Source organism: Streptomyces sp. Tu 3180 (assembly GCF_009852415.1).
Classification (GTDB): domain Bacteria; phylum Actinomycetota; class Actinomycetes; order Streptomycetales; family Streptomycetaceae; genus Streptomyces.
The window spans coordinates 6,409,538-6,424,311 of the sequence record NZ_WOXS01000002.1; the positions used below are offsets into that span (position 1 = coordinate 6,409,538).

The 14,774-nt window shown below is 75.7% G+C and carries 13 protein-coding genes; 5 read left to right on the top strand and 8 right to left on the bottom strand.

Annotated features, from left to right (window positions below):
- Window positions 1-50: 50 nt before the first annotated feature.
- Window positions 51-1,046, bottom strand: coding sequence for a DUF4349 domain-containing protein (locus GL259_RS29570; RefSeq protein WP_159536337.1), 996 nt, complete (start codon window positions 1,044-1,046; stop codon window positions 51-53).
- A gap of 189 nt (window positions 1,047-1,235) precedes the next feature.
- On the opposite strand from GL259_RS29570, the gene hemG reads away from it, so the two are divergent.
- Both hemG and hemQ read left to right on the top strand, forming a co-directional pair.
- The gene (hemG, locus tag GL259_RS29575) at window positions 1,236-2,693 is read left to right on the top strand and encodes a protoporphyrinogen oxidase (RefSeq protein ID WP_159536338.1); all 1,458 of its coding nucleotides are present in this window, start codon (window positions 1,236-1,238) and stop codon (window positions 2,691-2,693) included.
- A gap of 5 nt (window positions 2,694-2,698) precedes the next feature.
- Entirely contained in the window at window positions 2,699-3,430 is a 732-nt protein-coding gene (gene hemQ / locus GL259_RS29580; protein WP_159536339.1) for a hydrogen peroxide-dependent heme synthase, read from the top strand.
- Here hemQ and GL259_RS29585 read toward each other — a convergent pair whose 3' ends face one another.
- The 3 genes from GL259_RS29585 to GL259_RS29595 form a co-directional block, all read right to left on the bottom strand.
- Window positions 3,431-5,068: an alpha/beta hydrolase gene (locus GL259_RS29585; RefSeq protein ID WP_159536340.1), complete on the bottom strand. Its 1,638-nt coding sequence runs from the start codon at window positions 5,066-5,068 to the stop codon at window positions 3,431-3,433.
- An 86-nt stretch (window positions 5,069-5,154) separates the two neighbouring features.
- Entirely contained in the window at window positions 5,155-5,982 is an 828-nt protein-coding gene (locus tag GL259_RS29590) for a TIGR04222 domain-containing membrane protein (protein ID WP_159536341.1), read from the bottom strand.
- A gap of 148 nt (window positions 5,983-6,130) precedes the next feature.
- Window positions 6,131-7,447 carry a DUF692 domain-containing protein gene (locus tag GL259_RS29595; RefSeq protein ID WP_159536342.1) on the bottom strand — a complete coding sequence of 439 codons (1,317 nt, stop codon included), beginning with the start codon at window positions 7,445-7,447 and terminating at the stop codon, window positions 6,131-6,133.
- 342 nt (window positions 7,448-7,789) lie between these two features.
- Here GL259_RS29595 and GL259_RS29600 point away from each other — a divergent pair, with 342 nt between their 5' ends.
- The 3 genes from GL259_RS29600 to GL259_RS29610 all read left to right on the top strand — a co-directional run bounded on the left by GL259_RS29600 (window position 7,790) and on the right by GL259_RS29610 (window position 10,679).
- The gene (locus tag GL259_RS29600; protein ID WP_159536343.1) at window positions 7,790-8,746 is read left to right on the top strand and encodes a helix-turn-helix domain-containing protein; all 957 of its coding nucleotides are present in this window, start codon (window positions 7,790-7,792) and stop codon (window positions 8,744-8,746) included.
- Between the two features lie 107 nt (window positions 8,747-8,853).
- Window positions 8,854-9,852, top strand: coding sequence for a type I glyceraldehyde-3-phosphate dehydrogenase (gap, locus tag GL259_RS29605; protein ID WP_159536344.1), 999 nt, complete (start codon window positions 8,854-8,856; stop codon window positions 9,850-9,852).
- 422 nt (window positions 9,853-10,274) lie between these two features.
- Window positions 10,275-10,679 carry a DUF6281 family protein gene (locus GL259_RS29610; protein WP_243762410.1) on the top strand — a complete coding sequence of 135 codons (405 nt, stop codon included), beginning with the start codon at window positions 10,275-10,277 and terminating at the stop codon, window positions 10,677-10,679.
- 90 nt (window positions 10,680-10,769) lie between these two features.
- Here GL259_RS29610 and GL259_RS29615 read toward each other — a convergent pair whose 3' ends face one another.
- The 4 genes from GL259_RS29615 to GL259_RS29630 form a co-directional block, all read right to left on the bottom strand.
- Complete coding sequence (locus GL259_RS29615) at window positions 10,770-12,830, bottom strand: neutral/alkaline ceramidase (RefSeq protein ID WP_159536345.1); 2,061 nt, start codon at window positions 12,828-12,830, stop codon at window positions 10,770-10,772.
- A 323-nt stretch (window positions 12,831-13,153) separates the two neighbouring features.
- A complete protein-coding gene (locus GL259_RS29620) occupies window positions 13,154-13,771 on the bottom strand; it encodes a TOPRIM nucleotidyl transferase/hydrolase domain-containing protein (protein ID WP_159536346.1) in 618 nt (205 codons plus the stop codon).
- Window positions 13,772-13,843: 72 nt separating this feature from the next.
- Entirely contained in the window at window positions 13,844-14,560 is a 717-nt protein-coding gene (locus tag GL259_RS29625; protein WP_159536347.1) for a peptidyl-tRNA hydrolase, read from the bottom strand.
- Between the two features lie 33 nt (window positions 14,561-14,593).
- Entirely contained in the window at window positions 14,594-14,773 is a 180-nt protein-coding gene (locus tag GL259_RS29630; protein WP_159536348.1) for a hypothetical protein, read from the bottom strand.
- Between the last annotated feature and the right edge of the window lies 1 nt (window position 14,774).

A 14,774-nucleotide genomic window follows, 5' to 3' on the forward strand; every position in this document is an offset into this window, starting at 1 on the left:
CTACGGGGGCGGGGTGGTTCGGGCCCGGTACGGGTCCGAACCGGGGCCCTTCAGCCCTCCGTGCCCTCCCCGCTCCCGCCCGTCCGCGGTGCCGGCCGCGCCGCCGGCCGCGGGCCCGGGGCGCTCGTCGCGGACACCGGCGCCGGCCGGCGCGGCAGCCGCGGGCGCACGGCCTTCCGCCACAGCAGGACGAGGAGGGCGGCCACCGCCGCGAACGGCAGCACCGCGCCGGCCGCCACCGCCAGCCAGCGCAGCATCGTCACGAACGCGTCCCAGCCGCCCGCGAGCGCGTCCACGAAGCCGGGGTCGTCGTCCCGCGCGGTCCTCTCCACCGGCGTCTCGGACAGGGACAGGGTGATGGTGGCCAGGCTCGTCCGGTCCTTCAGCGACTCCTGGCGGGCGAGCAGGGCCTCCAGGTCGGCCTGACGGGTGCTCAGTTCCCCTTCCAGGGTGACCACGTCCTCGAGCTCGGTGGCCCGGTCCATCAGCTCGCGGATGCGGGCCACGCTGGCGCGCTGCGACGTGATCCGGCTCTCCACGTCGACCACCTGGTCGGTGACGTCCTGAGCCTTCGCGCTGCGTTCGAGGAGCTTGCCCGCGCCCTCCAGGTCGGCGAGGACCTCCTCGTACTCCTCGACGGGCACGCGCAGCACCACGCGCGTGTGCTCGTGCCCCTCCTCGTCGCGGGTGGTGGTCTCGTTGCCGACGTAGCCGCCCGCGTTCTCCGTGGTGGCGCGGGCCTCGTCCAGGGCCTTCGGGGCGTCCTTCACCTGCACGGTCAGCGAGGCGGTGCGGATGATGTGCTGCGCGGCGGCCTTCGGCGGCGCCGTCGTGCGGGCGCCGTCCGCCGCGCCGCCGGGCGCGCCCTGCTTGGCGCCCTCCGGCGCCGCCGCCCCGGCGTCCGCCTGCGCGGCGGCCTTGTTGTCGCCGTCCGCCGAACTGCCGGAGGCGTCGTCGGCGCCGCCGCACCCGGTGACCGCCAGGGCCGCGGACAGCAGGACCACGGCCAGGGCGTGGGCCGGTCGTACGGATCGTCGTGTGCGCATCTGGGTTCCCCCCGGGGTCGTGACGACTGACGTTCCTACGACGCCGGACGGGCACGGGACGTTGGCGCGAAACGGTCCCGAAGCGGTCACGGTAGGGACTCGGCCGGGACGCCCCGCAGCCGCGCCGGGGACCGGTCAGGGCCGTACGGCCCTGGTGGGGCCGCCGGCGGTGTTTGAGAAGCTGGAGCCATGAGCGGATCACACAGGGGCGCCGGCCGGCGGGTCGTCGTCGTCGGAGCCGGTGTCGCCGGGCTGGCCGCCGCGCACCGGCTGCTGGAGCGCGGGGCGCGGGTGACGGTGCTGGAGGCCTCGGACCGGGTCGGCGGCAAGCTGCTGCCCGGCGAGATCGCGGGCGCGCGCGTCGACCTCGGCGCCGAGTCGATGCTGGCCCGCCGCCCCGAGGCGGTGGACCTCGCCCGCGAGGTGGGTCTCGCCGGGCGCCTCCAGCCCCCGGCCACCGCGACGGCCTCGCTGTGGACCCGCGGCGCCCTGCGCCCCATGCCCAAGGGCCACGTCATGGGCGTGCCCGGCACCGCCGCCGCCCTCGCCGGCGTGCTGTCCGACGAAGGACTCGCCCGGATCGGGCGCGACGCCGACCTGCCGCGCACCGAGGTCGGCGACGACGTGGCGGTCGGGGAGTACGTGGCGGCGCGCCTGGGCCGCGAGGTCGTCGACCGCCTGGTGGAGCCCCTGCTGGGCGGGGTGTACGCGGGCGACGCGTACCGCATCTCGATGCGCTCGGCGGTCCCGCAGCTCTTCGAGGCCGCCCGGACCCACACCTCCCTGACCGAGGGCGTCCGCGAGATCCAGGCGAGGTCCGCCGCCTCCCGGCAGACCGGCCCCGTGTTCATGGGCATCGCGGGCGGGGTGGGCACCCTGCCGCTCGCCGTCGCCGAGTCGGTGCGGGCGCGCGGCGGGGACGTCCTCACCGGCACGCCGGTCACGGAGCTGCGCCGGACGCCGGAGGGCGGCTGGCGGGTCGTCGCCGGGGACCGGGTCCTGTCCGCCGACGCGGTCGTCGTCGCCGTCCCCGCCCCGGCCGCCGCCCGCCTCCTGCGCGCCGAGGCGCCCCGGGCCGCCGCCGAACTGGCCGGGGTCGAGTACGCCTCCATGGCGCTGGTCACCCTCGCCTACCGCCGCGCGGAGACCGACCTCCCCGAGGGCAGCGGATTCCTGGTGCCGCCGGTCGACGGCCGCACCGTCAAGGCGGCCACCTTCGCCTCGAGCAAGTGGGGCTGGGTCGCCGACGAGGACCCCGGCCTGGTCGTCCTGCGCACCTCCGTCGGCCGCCACGGCGAGACCGAGGTCCTCCGCCGCGACGACGCCGATCTCGTGGAGGTCTCCCGGCACGACCTGAAGGCGGCCACCGGCCTGGACGCCACCCCGGTCGCCACCCGCGTCACCCGCTGGGACGACGGCCTGCCCCAGTACCCCGTCGGCCACCACGCCCGCGTCGCCCGCGTCCGCGAGCACCTCGCGGACCTCCCGGGGCTCGCCGTGTGCGGCGCGGCCTACGACGGCGTCGGCATCCCGGCGTGCGTCGCGAGCGCGTACGCCGCCGTCGAACAGATCCACGGTGACCTGCGCGGTGTGCAGGAACTCACCGCCCACCCGGTGCAGAGCCTCCACGGAGGAGCAGGAGAATGAGGGACATGAGTGACGACGCCACCACCCCCGCCCCCGACCGGATCCCCAACAAGGGCAAGCTGGCCAAGGACCTCAACGAGGTCATCCGCTACACCCTCTGGTCCGTCTTCAGGCTGAAGGACGTGCTGCCCGAGGACCGCGCCGGGTACGCCGACGAGGTCCAGGAGCTGTTCGACCAGCTCGCCGCCAAGGACGTCGTGGTCCGCGGCACCTACGACCTGTCGGGCCTGCGCGCGGACGCCGACCTCATGATCTGGTGGCACGCCGAGACCGCCGACCAGCTCCAGGAGGCGTACAACCTCTTCCGGCGCACCGGGCTGGGCCGCGCCCTCACGCCGGTCTGGTCGAACATGGCGCTGCACCGGCCCGCCGAGTTCAACCGCTCGCACATCCCGGCGTTCCTCGCCGACGAGACGCCCCGCGACTACGTGAGCGTCTACCCGTTCGTGCGCTCCTACGACTGGTACCTGCTGCCCGACGAGGACCGCCGCCGCATGCTCGCCGACCACGGCAAGATGGCCCGCGGCTACCCCGACGTGCGCGCCAACACGGTCGCCTCCTTCTCCCTCGGCGACTACGAGTGGATCCTCGCCTTCGAGGCCGACGAACTGCACCGCATCGTCGACCTCATGCGCCACCTGCGCGGCTCGGAGGCCCGGATGCACGTCCGCGAGGAGGTCCCGTTCTTCACGGGCCGCCGCAAGGACGTCGCGGAACTGGTCGCGGGCCTGGCCTGATCAGGCCGCCGGCCGGGCGGACGGCGCCCTCCCGGCCGGGCCGGCCGCCGGCCTCGGTTCCGGGTGCGGTGCGCAGGACGCGCGCCGCTCCGGCACCCGCCCCTCGAGCAGGTACGCCTCCATGTGCCCGTTGACACAGGCGTTGGGACCGCCCGCGATGCCGTGCGCACCGGCGTCCCGCTCGGTCACCAGCACCGAACCCGCGAGCCGGCGGCGCAGTTCCAGGGCACCGTCGTAGGGAGTGGCCGCGTCCCGCTCGGCCGCCAGGATCAGCGTCGGCGGCAGCTCACCGCGCCCGGCGCGCACGTCCAGCGGCCGCTGCCGGGGCGCCCGCCAGTAGGCGCAGGGCAGATTGGTCCACACGTTCTCCCAGGTCTCGAAGGGCGCCCGGCGCGCGAGCCGGGTGTTGTCCCGGTCCCACACCGCCCAGTCCGTCGGCCAGGGCGCGTCGTTGCACTCCACGGCGAGATAGACCGCCCGCGCGTTCTCCTGCTCCACCGCCGCCTCCGGATACGCCTGGGCCTGCTCCACCAGCGGCCCGGGGTCGCCCTTCAGGTACGCCGACAGGGCGTGCGCGCGGTGCGGCCAGTAGTCGTCGTAGTACGCCGCCTGCAGGAGCGCCTCCTGCAACTGCCCCGGCCCGACCTTCCCGCCGGCCGGTTCCTCCGCCAGCCGGGCCCTCGCCCGCTCGTAGCCGCGCTGCACCTCGTCCGGCGTGTCGCCCAGCCCGTACACCTCGTCGTACCGGGCGACCCAGGCGCGGAAGTCCGCCCAGCGGTCCTCGAACGCGGCCGACTGGTCGAGGTTGTTGCGGTACCAGATCTGCCCCGGCTCCGGGTTCACCGCCGAGTCGAACACCATCCGCCGCACGTGGGAGGGGAACATCGTGGCGTACAGCGCCCCGAGGTACGTGCCGTAGGACGCGCCCAGGAACGTCAGCCGCTTCTCGCCGAGCGCGGCGCGCAGCACGTCCAGGTCGCGCGCGTTGTTGAGCGAGGTGTAGTGCCGCAGCGCGCCGCCGGCCCGCTCGGCGCAGCCGCGCGCGTGGGCCCTGGCCTGCGCGACGCGCCGGCGCTTGTACGCCTCCGAGGGGTGCGTCGGCGCCTTCGTGGGCCCCTCGGCGGACTCCTTCGGGTCCATGCAGGACAGCGGCGCGGAACGGCCCACCCCGCGCGGGGCGTAGCCGACGAGGTCGTAGGCGGCCGCGACGCGCTTCCACTCGGGCAGCGCGCCGAGGAGCGGGAAGTACATGCCGCTCGCGCCCGGCCCGCCCGGGTTGTGGACCAGGGCGCCCTGCCGGGGGACCCTGCGCTTGCCGTTGGCGGGGTCCTTGCCCGTGGCCCGGACCCGGCTGACGGTGAGCCGGATCCGCTCGCCGTTCGGGCGGGCGTAGTCGAGCGGGACGCTGACCGTGCCGCACCGGACGCCGGGCGGCAGGTCCTCCGTGTCCGGGCACGCGCCGAACGCGATGCCCTCGCGCGCGGCGCGCTCGGCGGCCACCGCGGTGCCGCGCAGCTCGGCCGCGCCCGGGGCGGCGGGAGCGGACCGGGAGGCCGAGGGAGCACTGCCGGCCGGGGCGGCGGCCAGGGTGGTGAGCAGCAGGGACCCGGCGGCCACGTGGACGGCGACGGTTCTCATCGTGTATCCCTTCGGTGCACGGAGCGACAAAAGGGATGTTTCGTCCGGTGGTTGGGTAAGGCAAGCACCGCTCGCGGGTGTCGCCGTCAGTACTCCCGTTCGCCTCCGGCGCGGTGGCCGTGCTCGCGGTGGGCGAAGGCCGCCCGCAGGTCCGGTTCACCGACCGCGCGGATGCCGCGCACGGCGACGGAGGTGAGGTACGCGCGGTCGTCCCCGGCGCCGTCGGTCCCGCGGGACAGGGCCTCGAGCAGCCGCTGACCGGCGGGGGAGGCCCAGCGCGCGTACGGGTGGACCTCGAACCGCGCCATCGCCAGGCAGCCCAGCGCCAGGACGAGCGGCAGGGCGAACCACAGGGCGATCAGGTGGCGCGGCACGTCCGGGGGGACCGGCAGCAGCAGGGCGGCGGCGCCCAGCCCGGCCACGGCCGCCGCGGCGAACCGCACCTGACGGACCGCGTCGGCGATCGTCGTACCGGCGTGACCGTCGGGCACGGCCAGCCCCGCGCGGACCAGCCGGTCGGCGAGGCCGCGCACCGGGTCGGCGGTCGCCGCGGCGGCCCGTACGGGTGCTATGCGGGACTGCCCCCGCGGTCCGATCGCCCCTATCACGGACCGCTCCATGTCGTCCCGCCCGTGCGGATCGACCACGGTGGCCCAGCCGGTGCGGGCCAGCAGCAGGCGCCGCTGGCGCGCCATGGAGACCAGCGTGACGTCGGCGACCCGCCGGGGCCCGCCGGACAGGAACGCGGTCTCGTACAGGGTCAGGGGGACCGGAGCCGGACCGCGCCCCCCGTCGCCGGCCGTGGCGGCGGGGCCGGGGTCGACGGCCGCCGCACGGACGGCGGCCAGGCACAGCCGTGTGCACGCCGTATCGGCGACGGCCCAGGCCGGCAGCAGGAGGAGCACCCAGAACATGGATTGTTTGTAAGGGACATGGTCGCGAGAGCACCATGCCCCGTTCACCATCCGGGACGCAGCGTTGTCCATATGTGACGTTCCGCCAGGATGTCCGGCCGCCAGGACGTCCGGCCGCCGGGACGTCCGGGCGCGGGGCCGCGGCGGCTCACCGCCGCAGCAGCACCCGTCGCGTCGCCCGGGCCAGCCGCACCGCCGGCCGCCGCGACCGGGGCGTCGGACCCGACCGCTCCAGCCACCACTCCCGCAGCTCACGCCGTGCCCGCGCCTCCCGGGGCCGCCCGGCCAGCAGCAGGTGCTCGGCGAAGTCCAGCGCGTCGCGCCGGTAGCCGCCGGTCATCGGCCGCACCTGGGCGTAGGCGAGGAAGGCGGACCGGTACTCCGCCCCGAGGACCACCGGCAGCTCGGGCGCGACCTTGGCGACGACGTCCGCCCGCTTCGCGGCGAGCGCCCGCGCCTGCACCCCCATCCGCACCCGGTCGAACCCCTCGGGCACGGGCGTCCCGGCGACGAGCGCGGACAGCAGCGCGGTCTGCGCGAGGGCGAGCCGCTGCCGGGCGGGCTCGGGGGAGCCCTGCTCCCGCCGCCCGGGGCGGGCGGCGGGAACGCCCGCCGTCGTCGCCTCCGCCTCGGCCCGTCCCCGGGCGCCCTTGTCCAGGGCGCCCCGGATGGCCGCCAACTCGCCTTCCAGCTCGGCCGGTTCCGGGAAGTTCTCGTCCCGCTCCAGCAGCACACCGGGCGGGGAGACCCGGGACGCGAGGTCGGTGAGGATGTCGAGCACCGGGCCGGGGACGGGGTGGGCGTGGCTGTCGTGCCACACGCCGTCCCGCTCGACGCCGCCGGCGACGTGGACGTAGGCGATGGCCTCCAGGGGCAGCCCGGCGAGCGCCTCGGCCGGGTCCTCGCCGCGGTTGACGTGGTTGGTGTGCAGGTTGGCCACGTCGATGAGGAGCCGCACACCGGTGCGGTCGGCCAGCTCGTACAGGAACTGACCCTCGGTCATCTCCTCGCCGGGCCAGGAGATCAGCGCGGCGATGTTCTCCACGGCGAGCGGCACGGGCAGCGCGTCCTGGGCGATGCGGACGTTCTCGCACAGCACGTCGAGGGCGTCGCGGGTGCGCGGCACGGGCAGCAGGTGCCCGGCCTCCAGCCGGGGCGAGGCGGTCAGCGGTCCGCCCGCCCGCACGAACGCGATGTGCTCGGTGACCAGCGGCGACCCGAGAGCCTCGGCCCGCTCGGCGAGGGAGGCCAGTCGCCCCTCGTCGGGCCGCTCGGCCCCGCCGAGCCCCAGCGAGACCCCGTGCGGCACGACGGTCACCCCGCGCTCGCGCAGCCGCAGCAGCGACTCGGGCAGATGGCCGGGGCAGACGTTCTCGGCCACCACCTCCACCCAGTCGATCCCCGGCATGTCCTCGACGGCCTCGGCGATCTCCGGCCGCCACCCGATCCCGGTTCCCAGTCGCACCCTCGTCCCCTCCTCCACCCGGCTTCCCGGTCACCCGGTCCCTCCGGTCACCCCGTTCTCCCGGCCCCCGCCGGACGTGACGGGGGTATGGCCCCGCGGCAGACCCCCGAATCCTGTGGAGGGCACCTTCAGAGCAACATTTGAGCTTCGGGGCGGGCCGCCCGGCCCCGGTGCCGGTGAGTACGCGCGGCCGGGGCCCACCGTTCACACCCGCCCCGGAGCCGGAGCCGGTGCGCGACGGAAGCGGAGGCGGCCGGGCCGCCGACGCGCTCACCCGCCGGCCCCGGTGGTGCGGTGTCCGCAGCCGGGGGCCGGAGCCACGCCCCGCGTAGCCTCTTGCCCATGCCAGCCTCCCGCCTGCACCGCGTCGCCGTCCTCGTGCTCGAGGGTGCGAAGCCGCTCGACGTCGGAATCCCCGCACAGGTCTTCACGACCCGCGCGAGCATGCCGTACGAGGTGCGGGTGTGCGGGGCGGCCCCCGGGCTCGTGACCGGCGGCGACGGCCTGTCGTACTACGTCGCCCACGGCCTCGACGCGCTCGCGTGGGCCGACATCGTCTTCGTCCCCGGCTACCGGTTCCCGGACCGCGAGGACCCGCCGCGGGCCGTCGTCGACGCGCTGATCGCCGCCCACGCCCGGGGCGCGCGGCTCGCCGCCATCTCGACGGGCGCCTTCGCGCTCGCCGCCACGGGCCTGCTCGACGGCAGGCGCGCCACGACGCACTGGCACTACACGCGGGAACTCATGGCCAGGCATCCGCTCGTCCGGGTCGACGAGAACGTGCTGTTCGTCGACGAGGGCAGCGTGCTCACCTCGGCCGGCGCCGCCTCCGGCATCGACCTGTGCCTGCACATCCTGCGCGGCGACCTCGGGGTGGCCGCGTCCAACCACGCGGCCCGCCGCCTGGTCGCGGCCCCCTACCGCAGCGGCGGCCAGGCCCAGTACGTGCCGCGCAGCGTCCCCGAGCCGCTCGGCGAGCGCTTCGGCGCCACCCGCGAGTGGGCGCTGCACCGGCTCGGCGAGCCCCTCACCCTCGACGTGCTGGCGCGGCAGGCCGGGGTCTCGCCGCGCACGTTCTCCCGGCGCTTCGTCGAGGAGACCGGCTACACGCCGATGCAGTGGGTGATGCGCGCCCGTGTCGACCTGGCCCGCGAACTGCTCGAGCGCTCCGAGCGCGGCGTCGAACAGATCGCCGCCGACGTCGGCCTCGGCACCGGCGCGAACCTGCGCCTGCACTTCCAGCGCGTCCTCGGCACCACGCCGAGCGAGTACCGGCGCACCTTCACCCGGGGCGAGTGACCCGCCCGGCGCCGTGTGGCGGGATTCTTTTGAACGATGGCGATCCCGCCACTGTCAACGGCGCGGGCCGCGGGCGAGCCTGGTGGCGAAGGGAAGGGACACCACTCATGACTCGCATCGCCATCAACGGATTCGGCCGCATCGGACGCAATGTGCTGCGCGCGCTGCTGGAGCGCGACAGCGCCCTCGAGATCGTCGCCGTCAACGACCTGACCGAGCCCGCCACGCTCGCCCGGCTGCTCGCCTACGACAGCACGGCCGGCCGGCTCGGGCGTCCGGTGACCGTCGACGGGGACGCCCTCGTCGTCGACGGCCGCCGGATCGCGGTGCCGGCCGAGCGGGAACCGGCGCGGCTGCCGTGGGCCGAACTCGGCGTCGACATCGTCCTGGAGGCCACCGGCCGCTTCACCTCGGCCAAGGCCGCCCGCGCCCACCTCGACGCGGGCGCGAAGAAGGTGCTCGTCAGCGCGCCGTCGGACGGCGCCGACGTCACGCTCGCGTTCGGGGTCAACACCGACGCCTACGACCCGGACGTGCACACGATCGTCTCCAACGCCTCCTGCACCACCAACGCGCTCGCGCCGCTGGCGAAGGTGCTCGACGAACTCGCCGGCATCGAGCACGGGTTCATGACGACGGTGCACGCCTACACGCAGGAGCAGAACCTCCAGGACGGTCCGCACCGCGACGCCCGTCGCGCCCGGGCCGCCGGCGTCAACATCGTGCCGACCACGACCGGCGCCGCCAAGGCGATCGGCCTGGTGCTGCCGAACCTCGACGGCAAGCTGTCGGGCGACTCGATCCGCGTGCCGGTGCCGGTGGGGTCGATCGTCGAACTCAACACGACCGTCGCCCGCGACGTGACGCGCGACGACGTGCTGGCGGCGTACCGGGCCGCCGCGGAGGGGCCGCTCGCCGGCGTCCTCGAGTACTCGGAGGACCCGCTCGTCTCCTCCGACATCGTGGGCAACCCCGCCTCGTCGATCTTCGACTCCGCCCTCACCCGCGTCGACGGCCGCCACGTCAAGGTGGTCGCGTGGTACGACAACGAGTGGGGCTTCTCCCACCGCGTGATCGACACGCTCGAGCTCCTCGCCACGCGCTGACCGGACGCCGGGGCGGCACCCCTCCTCCGGGGGCCGCTCCGCCCGGCACCTCCACCGAGTGCTCCGGCCGGCCCGACGGGCCGGCCGGAGCGCTCGGTGCGTGGAAGCGGGTCCGCCCGGCCTCCGCCGGAAGCGACGACCGGCTCACGACCTCCCCTGAGGGCGCTCGGCCGCCCCGGAAGCCCGGGGGAGCGGCCGTCCCGGGCGCGGCAGCGGCGGGGCCGCGGCTCCACGGGCGGGACGGCCGGCGGTCGCCCGAACGAACACGGCGTCCGCTCCGTCGGTGTTCATGAGGCCGGGCGCGTCCTCGGTCCGCAGGACGTCCGCGCCGGGGGGGGGCACGGACCCTCGGCGACGGCGGCGCCCCCGGCCTCCGCGACATCCATCGATCCGGAGCCGGTGCTCCGGGAGGAGGTATCCAGGTGAGGACCGTGGTCGGGAGCGGGCGGAGCGCGATCGGGAGAGCACTGGTGGCGGTGGCCGCGGCCGCGGTGTCCGCCGCCTGCGGGTCGTCGGGCGGCGGCGAGCCCGAGGCGTCCTGCGCGTTCCGGGTCGAGTACGACGAGCGCGTGTACGCGGACGTGGCCGGCGCCGAATTCGAGATCGGGGAGGAGCTGGGGCCGGCGGTCCTTCCGCCGTGCGACGACTCGCCGGGCGACGGGGACGGCCGGACCTCGCCGGAGCCGGTGGTCGCCCACGCCGTCGAGGGGGTGGACCCCGGTGTCGCCATCGCGCTGGACGACGCACCCGACGGCGTCCTCTTCGTCGCCGTCGGCTCCGGCGGTGCCCTTCCCCCCGAGATCGAGAAGCTGATCAAGGGATCCTGACGCCGGGCGCGGGGTGCGGGCGCCGCCGTCCGGCGGTGCCCGCGGCGGCGGCACGCGTCGCCCCCGCGGCCGGCCGCCGCCGCCCGCGGGTCACCGCACGACGAAGACCGGCGACGTACCGGTGAACGGGGTGACGGTGCCGGTGACGCTCCTCGCGTCGCCGTGGTAGACGATCCGGTGGGCGCCCGGGGCGGTCCCCTGCGGGACGTCCCACGTGACGGTGACCCGGGAGGCGGCGACGCCGTCGCGCTCCCAGTGGAACCGGGTCGCCCAGTCGCCGTCGTCGGCGACGGTGCGCCAGGCCCCGCCGGACTCCTGGCGCTGGACCTCCAGGTACGTCTCCCCCCGGTGCAGGTCGTTGCCCGGGTGGGCGCCCGCGAAGACGGCCTCGACGCGTTCACCGGCCCGGTAGTTCTCCCGGGGCGCCACCAGCACGTCCCCGAACTTCCGGAAGGCGGGCGGCGCGTCCAGCACCACACCCGGCTGCAGGGAGAGCGCCTTGCCGGACAGGTCCGGCGGCTCGGGCCCGACGGGCAGGCCCGTGCCGTCGCGCAGCGCGGTGGCCAGTCCGGCCGCGGTCTGCTGGAGCGCCGGGAGCTGCCAGCGGCCGAAGAGCGTGCTCCCGCCCTCGTACTGCTGCGCGTCGTACTCCTCGGGGGTGGTCACGTAGTGGAAGTAGGCGTTGGCGTACCCGGCGACCAGTACGTCGTCGAGGTCCGCGCCCACGATCCCGGCGACGGTGCGCCGCAGCCGCAGCCCCGCGCAAATGGTGACCTCGCCCGGGATGCCGATGAGGTGGAGGCGGCCGATGCGGACCAGCATCACGGGCACCCGCTCCTGCACCCAGGGGTAGACGCGGTTCATCTCCCCGATGGGCACGAGGACGTCCTTGGGCGCCTGGGCCTGCGCCAGCTCCGGCGAGACCGTGTAGACCACGGAGTCGGAGACGGCGTCCCAGAAGGGGTTCTCCCCCTCCTCGAACCCGGGGAAGGCCGGCCCGTCCTCCAGGCTGCCGGCCGCCATGGAGGCGCCCACGCAGGGCTTGGAGGTCCGGTGGGTGCGTCCGTCGCCGGTGAACTCGGGGCGCACCGTGACGTCGGAGAGGTCGACGTACACCAGCCGGGAGTCGACCGGGCCGGACAGCCGGACGCCCGGCCGGTCCGCCTGGGCCGCGGCGGCCTCGTACTGCCGGAGCCCGTTGGCGCGGGTGCGGTCGAAGTCCTCCGGCGTCGTGGGCGGCTCCAGGCCGAGGTTGGGCGACATGTCGCCGCTGTTGGTCTGGGCGAACGCCGAGACGAACGCCGGGGAGCCGCCGGACAGGTAGTCGACGCCGTGGACCTCGCGCTCCCAGTGGTAGGCCGCGTACCCCTTGTTGTCCGCGCTGATCAGGCGGTTGTCCCCGGACATGCTGGTGCTGTGCACCGGGAACCAGTTGACGGCGCCCACCGTCCGCCCGGCCCGTTCCACCCGCAGCAGGGTGGTGAGCGGGTCGACGGCGTCCGGGAAGTGGTCGCGGTCCGCCTTCGGGTTGCGTTCGAAGGCCGACCGGGAGCGGTTGACGCTGGCCCCGGTCAACGTGCCGTGGCTGAGCACCAGTTCGGACGGCGCCAGATCGTCGTGGGCCCGCTGCGCGGCCTCGAACAGGCCGTCCGCCACCGCCTCGAAGGTCTTGCGGTGGAAGCCGAACGTGGTCGTGTTGTACAGCAGATGGTGCGAGTAACCGCCGGGACCGGCGTGCGTGTGGGTGGCGGTGACGAGCACGTTCTGCTCGGTGTAGAGGTCGCCGTACGCCCCGGCGAGCCGCCGCAGCACCGCCCGGTGCACGCTTTCGAAGATCATCGGTGAGTCGGCGACGATCAGCATGACCCGCCGGCCGCTCGCCCTGTCGGCCACGACGAACGCACGCGCCCGCAGCCGGGTGTGCAGTCCGGTGGCCTGCTGGTCGAACCTGCCGTAGCCCATCATGCCGACCTCGGCCACCTCACCGGTGGCGTCGGCGACGCCCCGGCCGACGAGGTAGCCGGTGTCACCGGCGGGTGCGGCGGCGGCGCGGCTCCGGCCGGCCACCGCCGTGCCCGTGAGTCCGAGGCCGGTGAGGGCTCCCGCCCGCAGGACCGTACGCCTGCTGCGAAGGGGGCGTTCCGCGGTCATCTGCTGCTCCTCCGGCTCGGTCGGCCCGACGGCGCACGGGCGGAGCGCGTGGGCACGCGCATCCCGGACGCGCCGGCCCGTCCGGAGAACTGACGGTGTGTGACGGGGCCTCGCGCGTCATGACGCCCGGGTGAATCTGAACAACGTTCAGGTTCTCCGTCGCCATTGGTACACCGCGCGTCACGGCCGTCGCAAGGGTCCTGACGGCAGCGGCAACGACGGCGACAACGGCAGTGGCAACGAGGGCCGTGGTGCGTCCGCCTCGTCACCACGGCCCGGTCGCCCCGCTGCCGCCCGGATCGACGCCGCCCGGAGGCCGGCGGTCAGAGGCCGGCGAGCAGGCCGTCGAGCGGGCCGGGCACGCGGTCGGGGTCGAGGGCCCCGGCGAGGACGCGGCCGTAGTGGATCTTGCGCCCCTTCTTCGTGCCGAGGAAGCGCCGCAACTGCTGCTGCGAGGTGCGGCCCCGCTGCGCGGGCTGGCGCAGGAAGGTCCGCAGGGGGCGCAGGTCGCCCTCCGCCCGGACGAGCTCCTCCACCCGGGTCACGCCCAGCGCGCGGATGAGCTCGTCCTCCAGGTCCGCCGCGCAGACGAAGAACTCCTGCTGTGCCGCACCGGCCCGCTCCCAGGCGCGGGCGTAGTGGGGGCGCTCCCCCTCGTCGCACAGTCCCGTGAGGCGCAGACCCAGACCGGACGGCCCGAGGAGGCGGGCGAAGCGCCCGGCGTTCATCGCACCGTCCACGGGCAGGACGCAGACCCCTTCGGCCGCCAGGTTCCGGCCGCGGCCCGCGGCCAGCGCGTCGACCGCCGAGACGTCGCTCGGCCCTTCGAGCAGGACGGCCGTCCGGACGGACAGCCGCGCGGCCAGCTCGCGCGCGGGGGCGCCCGGACCACCGGCCGCCCACGCGGTGACCGCCTCCCGGAACGCCCCCATGTCGGTCATGGGACGAGTCTCCGCCCTTTCCGGCCACCGCGGTAGGGAATTTCCGCCCGCCCGTCGCCGCGAGGGCCCCCGCTACCGGAGCGCCGGGTGGTCCGCCACCACCGTGCACGAACCCGGGGCGATCTCCGTGAAGCCCGCGTCGCGCACCGTGGGGAGGCCGCCGGCCGTCAGCTCGGCCCAGCGGGCCGGGTCGGCGGTGCGGACGGTGAGGGGGAAGCCGGCGGCGTGCCAGGCCGCGCGCTCCTCGTCCGGCAGTTCCCACCAGGCCAGCTGGGCGCCGTGGCCCGCCTGGGCCATGGCCTTGCCGGCCGACATGCCCAGGTCGGGGTTCATCCAGAGGACGGGGGCGGCCGGGTCCGCCGGGGGCGGGGTCCGCGGGTCGTCGAGGTCGGTGCCGGAGACCTGGAGGCGGGCCAGGTCCTTGGGCCAGCCGTCCAGGGGGACGGGCGGGAAGACGCGGACCTGCGCCGACTTGCCGGTGACCGTGATGCCGGGGAGCGCCTCCGCGCGGCGCCACTCCGCGCCGCGTGCCCGGCGCACCACCTTGCGGATCCGGGCGTCCTGCCAGTCCCGCATCGCCCGCGCCCACTCGCCCTCGCCCACCGAGCGTTCGTCGGCCAGCATCACCAGGACCGCGCGGGCCGCCGTCTCCAGGGCGTCCGTGCGGGGCGGGGGCGCCGCCCGCTCGATGCGGACGACCAGGGGCAGGACGAACTGGGGTGCCTCGTCGCGGGCACCCGGGCGGGGGCGGAAGGGGCTGTCGGCGGCAGGCGTCTGATCAGTGCTCACGGGTCCAGTCTGCCAAGCGGCCGCGCACCGCCGTCAGCCCGAGCAGGACGTGCGCTCGGCCTCGCGCCACTCGCAGACCGGGCACAGGGTGACGCCCTTGTACGACTCCGGGTACTCCGTCGGCTCCCGGCACAGCACGCACTCCGCGTACGGCGGGCCGTCGGCCTTCGGCGGCCTGGACACGTCGATCAGGCAGTAGTCGTCGTCGTTCATA